Source organism: Gemmatimonadota bacterium (assembly GCA_009838845.1).
GTDB lineage: Bacteria > Latescibacterota > UBA2968 > UBA2968 > UBA2968 > VXRD01.
This window is the reverse complement of sequence record VXRD01000006.1, coordinates 1-9657: the sequence shown is the minus strand read 5'-3', so window position 1 is coordinate 9657 and position 9657 is coordinate 1. Positions and strand designations below refer to the sequence as shown.

The 9657-nt window shown below is 53.1% G+C and carries 5 protein-coding genes; all 5 read left to right on the top strand.

The window, feature by feature from the left end; all coding sequences use genetic code 11:
* The first annotated feature begins 211 nt into the window (after positions 1-211).
* On the top strand, positions 212-1027 hold the full coding sequence (locus F4Y39_00780; GenBank protein ID MYC12237.1) for a hypothetical protein: 816 nt from the start codon (positions 212-214) through the stop codon (positions 1025-1027).
* A gap of 43 nt (positions 1028-1070) precedes the next feature.
* Positions 1071-4382: a TonB-dependent receptor plug domain-containing protein gene (locus F4Y39_00775; GenBank protein MYC12236.1), complete on the top strand. Its 3312-nt coding sequence runs from the start codon at positions 1071-1073 to the stop codon at positions 4380-4382.
* 72 nt (positions 4383-4454) lie between these two features.
* A complete protein-coding gene (locus tag F4Y39_00770; GenBank protein ID MYC12235.1) occupies positions 4455-7196 on the top strand; it encodes a hypothetical protein in 2742 nt (913 codons plus the stop codon).
* 27 nt (positions 7197-7223) lie between these two features.
* Positions 7224-8231, top strand: a complete 1008-nt coding sequence (locus F4Y39_00765) for a PorV/PorQ family protein (GenBank protein MYC12234.1) — start codon at positions 7224-7226, stop codon at positions 8229-8231.
* A gap of 105 nt (positions 8232-8336) precedes the next feature.
* The coding region (locus tag F4Y39_00760; protein MYC12233.1) for a hypothetical protein at positions 8337-9657 on the top strand (1321 nt) is incomplete at its 3' end.

The following is a 9657-nucleotide window of genomic DNA, read 5'->3' as shown; positions in this document are numbered from 1 at the left end:
CTATAATTTTCATAAATTATTGTTTTAAAATTAAATATATGTAATTTCGTACAAAAAATTCAAAAAGATTCTCGATTTTCAACACGGTTTTGAATGCTTTTCCGGAAGCCTGATTGGGCTTGCCATGTGCTTTAAAAAACGCTTGTCTTGCCGATTATTCGGCATTATACTATCCTCTCTTTTTGCTCACCCCAAACCAAAGGAGGCACTTTTGAAAAGATTTCTAGCTTTGTATGCCGGGGTTTTCTTATTTGCTGTATCTTCCGTTGATGCCCGCGATGCGGACCTGTGGGCTATTGGCGGATTGCTGAGCTATCACCAGCCGACGGCTTCTTTGAGCGGTTGGTACGCTGGTGATTTGAAGTACGGTTTGAATGTGAGTTATGTGGTTTCTCCGCGTTTGACCACAGAGGTGGAATATCACTACTCGAAGTTTCGCAATTCAAATCTCCCCGGGCGCACGTTTGAATATAGAGGTCGTCAAGTTCCAAGTCCCGATGCGGATTCGGAGATGACCTGGAATAGCGTGGCCTCAAACTGGCTGTGGTTCTTCAGGGAAAATGCCGAGACAATGTCCGACCGGAAGTGGTCGCCTTATCTGGGTTTGGGCCTTGGGTTTTACGATTATAGCCACAGGGTGAAGCACGGGTTGATTATCCCAACCAATCCCAATATTCCAGAAGAGGTGGATCGCGGCGGCGTGCGAGTTCTGCTGGTGTATCCCGGCAGTCCGGACTTAGATGCTTCGGCTATGACCGAAGCGCAAAAGAAAAGCATTGGTCTGATTGTCAATGGCCAGGTGTTATTGTATGGGAAGGAACCCACAGAGGATACGCGCACAGCGTGGACGATTCCCGTGAGTGCGGGTTTTGAGGGATCGCTGGGGTCTTCTTATGGGCTTGATTTTCGCGTGCGCTACAATCTCGTTTTTGGCGAGGTCAATCCATTGACTGCCTGGGGAATGCACAAGGCGTTTCCGATAGGGACAGTGGATGCTGGCGTGAGTTTTAAATATTATTTCGAGTAAAACAGAGATTCAGTTTTTCACACGGGAGGGCGTGGAGAACTGGATGATCCCACTCACCATTTTTTATGGAGGGTCGTACATGAGTAAGCGATTATTGTGTTGTCTGGGTCTGCTGGTCGCGCTGGCGATCAGTACCGGATTGGCAGAAGCGGCCACAACGGGTAAAATCAGTGGGCGGGTCACTGAGGCTACAGGTGATCCGTTGCCCGGTGCCAATGTGGTGATCGATATCGATGGCGTGAAACGCGCCGGGATCACCGATGGGGAGGGCGAATACTTCATCATCAATATTCCTCCGGGAACCTATGATATTGAAACGGTGATGATGGGGTACACAAAATCTATTCGCCAGGGTGTGGTGGTCAATGTTGACCATACCACGACGGTGAACTTCCAGATGCAGGAGGAAACGCTCGAATTGGACGAGATGATCGTCGTTGCAGAGCGTCCACCAGTGGAGCACGACAAAACGGAGAGCAAAGCAGTCATTACGGCAGAAGAAATCGAGTCTTTGCCAATTGTGCGCGAGATGTCGGATTTTGTGGAGTTGCAGGCGGGCGTGACCCCCGACGAGGCGGAGAGTGTTCGCGGTGGCAACTTCTGGGAGACGGCGTATATGGTCGATGGGGTGCGCGTGGTGAACAACGATGCGCGCGCCGGATTTACGCGCTTTCAGGGCGTGAACACGAGTGCCGTGCAGGAACTAACAGTGTTGACTGGTGGGATGAATGCGGAGTATGGCAATGCGGGTTCTGTCGTCTCCGTGGTGACCAAAGAAGGTGGTCAGAGGTACACGGGCAGGGGCGAATATCGCATTACGCCGCCTGGACAAAAGCACTGGGGGGCAAATGTGTATGAAGCGCCCGTGCATCGCGGCAGGATGCAGTGGGGCAATCCCGAGTGGGAAAACTTGCAGGCGTGGTACCCCGGTCCCGATGGGATATTGGGGCACGACAATCAGACGGGAGAGATAAGGGATCCTCAGTTTGCCGCCGACGATGTTCAGCGCAAGGTTCACGAGCGTCAGGATTACACGGGTGTGTGGGGTGGCCGCGCCGAAGCAATGCTGGGCGGTCCAATTATGAGAAGAATTGGCTTCACGGTGACGTCTTCGGCAAATCGCAATCCGTCGGCTTTTCCCGCGCCTACGGCAGTATCACTGCCAAACAACCGCACGAATTTCAAGCTGACGTATCGCCCGGGTAATAACGTCAAATTTAACTACGGTTCTCTGTTCAATCAGCGTTCTCGGTACAATGCGGGCGTTATTCGGCGCATTGAACAGGGTGCGCGCAAGAATATGAACTCTTCTGGTCGCAATCTCTTTGTGCCTTCCGAATACTCGGGAGCGGGCAAGCGGCGCACGCGCGATTTTCTGAATTACGCGTCTTTGACGCATACGCTGTCGGCGCGCACCTTTTACGAAATTCGGTTCTCGTATTCACGCACATCTGAAGTAAATACGGAAGTGCCATTCAATACAGACCAGCCTTATGTCGAGCCGGGCATTGGCAATGACTCTGGCTGGTATTACGTTGGCCGCCCGGTGGTGAACTGGACAAATTCAAAGCGCGACCGCTATCAGCTCAAGGTCGATTATTCGAGCCAGGTGACCAAGGGACACTTCATCAAAGCGGGCATTGACTTTTTGTTCTACGACAACTGGGGTTTCTCTCGCAACAAAAACGACTTCAGGGGCCTGGTTGAGCAGTATTACAGCCAGTTCAACAATCCCGAGGTCGGTATAGTGCCGCGCCAGTATGCCGTGTATTTCCAGGACAAAATGGAGTTTGAAGGGATTGTGGTGAATGTGGGATTGCGCGGCTTGCGCTGGAGCCCGAATACCGAGATGCCACAGGCAGAACATTTTATTCCGTTTTACAGATATCACGATCCGACAAAGGTCGAGAATATTCCGACCTATCGCCCGCAAGCAATCCAGGTCTTTTCGCCGCGCGTGGGTGTATCCCATCCGATTACGGAAAGCAGTGCGATGCACTTCACCTTTGGCAAGTTTGAACAGATCGAACAATTCTGGTGGATCTTCTCTCACAGCTACCGCACCGAAGAGGAGTTTCTGGATTTGAACCAGAATGGTCGGATTGACCCGTCTGAGGTAAACAACTCACTGGATGTTGTGGATGCAGGACAGTGGGGTTGGCCGAAGATCAAGCCGCTGGTGACCACGAGTTTTGAAGTGGGTGCAGACTGGAACTTCATCACGGATTACACGGCGGGTTTGACGGCGTATTACAAGCAACAGGTCTTCCGCCGCAGCGGTGGTGGTTACGGGATTCAGGAGCAGGGTTTGCAGCACAACCGAACCGTGCGGGCATCGGGTCAGACGAATAACCGGGACACGCGCGGCTTTGAGTTGTCGGTCAAAAAGAAATTCAACTACATGACGGCGTTCACGATTGCCTACAATGTGCAGTGGGTCGAAAATGGCAACTCGGGCGTTCGCGGCAATCACTATATTTCTCCAGACAGACTGGCGACCAAGAATCCGTCGAACTTTGGCAATTATGCCGGCTATATCGACAACGATGGCAACTTTTTGACGCATTACTGGTATGAGTGGACACACGATTCCAATGGCGATGGCGATTTTGTTGGCGATGGTGTTGCCGGTCTCGGTATCGTCAATGGCAGCGATACGGGCGAAGAGTTCCCGCGAGCCATGGATGGTATTACGCGCTTTGAGCGGGCACGGGCTTTTGGCAACCAGGCGATCAACCGGGTTGAGCTACTCGAAATGGGGACAGGAGTGAATAACTGGTCGCTGGATGAAGAAAACAGCCTGATCAACTGGGATGGCAAAGGTGCCGCAACCTGGTTACAGCGCAACAACCAGTCTCAGGAGTTTCGTCCCGCCAATTTGAACCGCACCAATTTCGGCACGGTGACCTTTATGTTTTCGTCGCCCGGAAAATTTGGTCCGCGGTTTGTGGGTTTCCACCCGTTTGAAAATCTGCGTCTGAATGCGGTGTATCGCCTGTTCACGGGGCGCAGGTTTTTCTATTCACCGCCGGGAAGAGGCGGCGAAGGGTTCTACAATGGCCCGATTCACACGCGCACAGATATCAATTTTGAGAAGACATTTAGATTTAACAGGCGCGCGAGCGTGACGGCTTTCTTCGAAGCCTTTAATCTGTTCAATCAGAAAGACCCGCACATCAGCTATCGCGTGGATAATCAGCTGGTGGAAGTGGGAGCTGAATACGTGGAATGGGGTGTGATTTACACGCCATTGCCGGACAATCCCGAATATATCACTTATGGCGATGTGGGTGATTATCTGCGCCAGCAGGATTCACCTCGCGAGTTTCACTTTGGTTTGAGAGCGAGATTTTAGAGCTTAGCTTTCAGCGGTCAGCAGTCAGCGGAAAAGCCGATTGCTGACCGCTATTTAATAAGGAGTTAGCTTATGCAACGGATATTCAAAAGTGTTACGCGGGTGTTGCTCGCCTTTGTGGTGTTTTGGGGTGCATCGGAATTGTATATGATTATCGATGCCGAAGCGCAGCAACGTACGCGCCGCCGCACGACCAACCGCGGAAAACTCTGGTTGTCGATGCGCAACAATGGCACACTGGGGCACTCGCTGGATGGTGGCAGCACCTTTGGCGTCGAAGTGGGCATGTCTTATCCCGGGCGGTGGATATCGACCTATCGGGCGGGCCTTGTGAACCGCGTGAATCGGCCAGACAATTCGCGGGGCAATGGCATGTGGGTGATGGCGCGCACAGACGATGGACGCAAATTTGTATCTCAGGGGGGTCCCCGCCAGCCGTCCGCAGATATTTTTCCGATCCAGCACAATCCGCGCAATAATATCGAAAGCATTGCGTCGATCTGGCGGTCTGTATGGCGCGGGGGACCATTTAATTTGTTCAATTATGGACAGAGTGCCGCACGGTACTGGCCCCGCATGAGAAATATGAAGATCAAGTCCCATTTTGTGAATGGCGAGGCTGTGGCATTCCAGTATGGTCCCGCTACGGGGTTTGGTGGTTTGGGACAATACCGTTTTCCACCTGGTCCCGACAAAGTGGAGCCAATGGATTATTACAACTGGGGCTATGGGTTTTATCCCCTGAACAAAGAGGCGTTTAAGGAGATGCTGGTGTCGTCCTACAAAAGGGTGCGCGCCGGGTTGAATCAGATGCGGTCAAATGGCGTCAAGCCCAATGATCCGCGTTTATCTCCCGAGTTGTTCAGTGAGAATACAATGGTGACGGGCTGGGCACAGGCTTCGGGCATTACGGTGAAGCGGATGATCCATGCGTATTCCGCGCCGGGCACGGATAACGACGTGATGATCCCCGTGCCAACTCCCAAAGGCAAGCAGTCTTCGATTATGACCACGGGTGATTACGATGACTTTTTGCTCACGGAGATCGAGTTCTGGAATAATGGCGATACAGATGGCGATGGCAAGGCAAATGCCGGATATCCCAAACAACTCGACGAAGTCTATATCGTGGTCAAGAACGGATTTGTCCCCAACCAGACCGGTTCTGAGTGGGTGCCGGCTGGCGGTTCAAACTCGGCGGCGTGGAGGCTCATTCAGCCCTCGACGCAAGATGACTACTGGCGCTATACACAGGCGGATAATTACGATCATCCGGAATATGCCTACAACTACAAGGGCGCGCCCATGCATCTGACTTATGTATATGATGGCGATGCCGTTGCCCGCCTGTGGAATGACTACGGGGAGCCTTATACCCGATCCCGCGCACAGCATCAGTATGTGTCATCGTCCAATATTAAAGATGGCACATTGCTCTCTCCGCAGTATATCGGGATGATGCCGATTGCAACGGGCACATCTGACCATCCCTACAATGCACTGGATCGAAAAGGCGGTTATGTGAAGCCGCAAGGTCCACAGCCCCACACCGTGTTCAGGTGGCGCATGTATTCTTCGGCATTAGGCGATGATCCGCATGGGGGTACGCACGGCGAGAATCAGTTGTTTGACATCTACAGCGATGCTGCCGGTGTGCTCGGGGAAAATGATACAGACCGCATGGTGCAGCACCACGACAATGAGGAATTGGGTGCGTGGATCGATGCACAGGTTTACGGTCCCTATACCCTGGGTCCCGGCGACAAGGCCAAAGTCGTGATCGCCTATGTGGCGGGGATGGGGTCCAATTCAGCCAAATATCGCATGGATACCGCGAATTACGCGCGTCCCTACGAGTGGAACTGGCAGCAGCAGGGCCAGGTCAACGAATTGGAACTGGGTCTCGAAGCGATCTATGCACACGGCAATGAAGCGCAAAAGCTGTATGATCTGGGCTTTGACGGGCTTAACCAGCCGCCCGATGTGAAGGTCAATGCGCTGACGAACTTAGATGGACATATCGAAGTGGACTGGTCGGGCGTTGCCGATACGGCGATCGATCCAGATCTGGGTCGTCCCGATGTGCTGGGTTATCGGGTCTATCGCTCTGATTTTATGCGGGTTGGGCCCTGGGAATTGCTGGCGACGATTCCCAAGGCTGTGGGACCCGAAGGCGAACGACAGTTACCCTCAGATGCACCCCCAGGTGCTTCTTTTGACAATCAACCCTGGGCAGAAGGTCTGGAGGAACCTCACAGTATTGAGATTGATGGTCCTTTCCGCTGGGGCACCTACAGGTTTACTGATTCAGAACCCGATCTCGGTTTTATTTACCACTATTCTGTGCGCGCGTTTGATGAGCAGGGTTTGGAAACCGGACACTCGGATGAGCGCAATCAGTATCGGTGGCACCCCAATGGCATTGTGCCGCGTTTGACCTCTGCATTGCTCAACCATGAAAATGAGTCCATGTCGCTGCCGATCAGGGTGGTGCCCAATCCCTGGGTACAGGGCAGGGATGAACACAGCTATGGGGCACCTCGCATCCGGTGGATCAATGTGCCGAGCAGGTGTACGCTGTACATTTACACGCTAACGGGTGATCTGGCCTGGCGTGATACCTTTGATACACTCGATCCGCAGCGGGGGCGCCCTGTGGCGCGCGGCGAGATCGAGTGGGATACGCACACGGTGGGTTTGAATGCCAATACGCGCGGTCGTCTCAATGCCGGTACGTACATCTGGGCGATTGAATCGCACCATCCCGAGAGTTTGGGGCAGATCCAGAAGGGTCTGTTTGTGATTGTCAATTGATCATTGGTCATTATTGAGGAGCAAATTATGAAACATTTGATCTGGATAGCAGCTATCGCGCTTTTTCTCAGCCCTCAAAGTGCCATGGCTCAACAAGAGACAAGCCTTCAGAATCTGCCGCCCGTATTGACAGAACCGCATTATCGCTCGGAAGGCGATAAGGGCAACCGCATTGCGCGCAGTGGCTTCGCGCTTTTGAAGATTTCGGCGTCTGCGCGCCTGGCGGGTATGGCCGACGCCAATGTGGGCACGTCGCGAGATATTCACTCGATATTCCAGAATGCAGCCGGGCTGGTGCATATCGACAATATGGCATATCTGGCCTCTTATAACGAGTGGCTGGTGGGCACCAAGATGGGGGCTGCGGGTTTTGCCTATCGCATTCCCGTAGGCGTTGTGGGTGTCGCTTTTCGCTCGTTTAACTATCCCGATGTAGAAGAGACCACGCCCTTGCAACCCAATGGCACGGGGCGGAACATCAAGCTCGGCGATTTTTCCGTTGCGGCGTCTTTTGCCAAGCAACTGACCGATAAGTTTTCGATGGGTTTCCGCCTGCGCTATGTGCGGTCTCAGATTCACATTGTCAATGTGAGTTCCACGACATTTGATGTTGGTACGCTCTTTTACACGGGTTTCAAGAGTCTGCGCGTGGGCATGACCATGAGCAACCTGGGTGGGAATAAAGAAGTGCTGACCGAGGATTATCGCCTGCCGTTTTACTACAATCTGGCCATTGCAATGGAATTGCTTGGCAAGCAGGGCGATCCGCTTTATCTGACGACTGCTTATGAGCATGTGTTTTTCCGCGACTATGGTGAGCGCGATCACATTGGCGGTGAGTTGTGGATACAAAATATGCTGGCACTCCGCGCCGGTTATAAGTTCAGGTACGATGTGGAGACCTGGAGCGTGGGGGCGGGTATAAATCTCAATGTGAGCGAAGAGCGCGAGATAAGTGTGGATGTTTCGTATAGCGATATCGGCGGTGCAATTAGAGAGCGACCGTTGCGTTTGACGCTTTCGGGAACGTTCTAGTAGGGGCGGTGTCTCCGTGCCCGCCTGTAGGGGACGGCCCCTGTGCCGTCCCGACGCTTGTAGGGGCGACCTTCGTGGTCGCCCGCCGACAGGAGGAATCACAAAATGCGTAAATTTTTATTATTTTGTCTCATTGGCGTGTTGGGTACAGCGGGATGTACTCGCGATATCCCGACTGAGCCTGCCGAGGAGTGGCGCGGCAGCTATCGGCTGATTTCAGGGACGAGTGGGGGTAGTGCCATAGATGTCGGCGATCCGCCTCAGGGTACGCCCCGGCATATCATTTTTACAGCAGCGGCATCGGATTATGGCACGGTGGTATTTGTGTACAATCCACCGCTTGCAGCACCGCCAATGGCTTCTGTGACGTATGAAAAAACCGTGCGGCATTATTGGCGTACATCACGGGCCACGCGGGATCAACTTCGCGTTGAATTTGCTCGCAATCATCGAGAGCGTTCCAGGCTATCATTCGGTTCGTTTTATATTTGGCAGAGCGGTCCCAGGTTGCCGCTGGCCGGTGAATTCCCCAATGATATACGCAACAACTACACGAGCCCGTTTCCGCTGAATGAGGCGTCTGATGCATTGAACGAGCCTAACAGGCTGTTGCGCTTGCTGCCCGGAGCCGATGAGGATAGCCGTGTGAGGGTGCTGGGTAATGGGCGCGTTCGCATTAACATCCCAAACAATCAGAGGCCAGACAATCGCTCGTTTCAAAATCGCAACAACCGAACAGCCATCTGTTTCCAGAGTCCATGGCCCTGGGAAGATCCTCGCCCCCATCGCATGATGATGTTCGTGGAGGACGGTAATGGCATACGCTATGGCATTTATGAACCCCCTGCTGATGTGGTTGCAGAACTGGCTCCCCATGACCCGCCGTATTCTGGCACATGGTCGTTGGCTGATGCTCACCTCAATGGCACGTGGATGGATGCCGAAGCGCCATTCCCGAGTATTCCGGCTACACTGGACATCCAGTGGTTCCCTGTTCTGGAGCGTAGCAGCCCTCGCCACCGTGCACCATCTGGCCATGAGCATGCCGATGGCGTGCATGATCCTTTGATCGAAAATGGCGTGATCATCGAACAGGGTCTGGTGGAGATCACGTTTGCCAGGCCGCTTGGGTTTTCCACGCATGACGATGAATCCCGATTCTTCAACAGACGTGCGGGATATGTGATTCAGAATGGCTTGCCCGTACTCAATGGCGAACTGCGAGGTGGTTCACAAGATGGCACGAGCCTGACTTATGTGACGGCGTCTGATGTGGATTTCAGCAAAGAGGGCGATATTTTGACTGTGAATCTGATACAGGGCGGTGCGTCTTATATCCTGCAGTACAGACAAGCCCCACTGAATCCCCAGCAACTGGAGGGATTTGGGGTTGACTCGATTGTTGTTAAGCCCGTTCCGGCAGATT

Coding starts and splice junctions, on each gene's coding strand:
- F4Y39_00775 (MYC12236.1), top strand. CDS start 1,071: ATGATCCCACTCACCATTTTTTATGGAGGGTCGTACATGAGTAAGCGA.
- F4Y39_00770 (MYC12235.1), top strand. CDS start 4,455: ATGCAACGGATATTCAAAAGTGTTACGCGGGTGTTGCTCGCCTTTGTG.
- F4Y39_00765 (MYC12234.1), top strand. CDS start 7,224: ATGAAACATTTGATCTGGATAGCAGCTATCGCGCTTTTTCTCAGCCCT.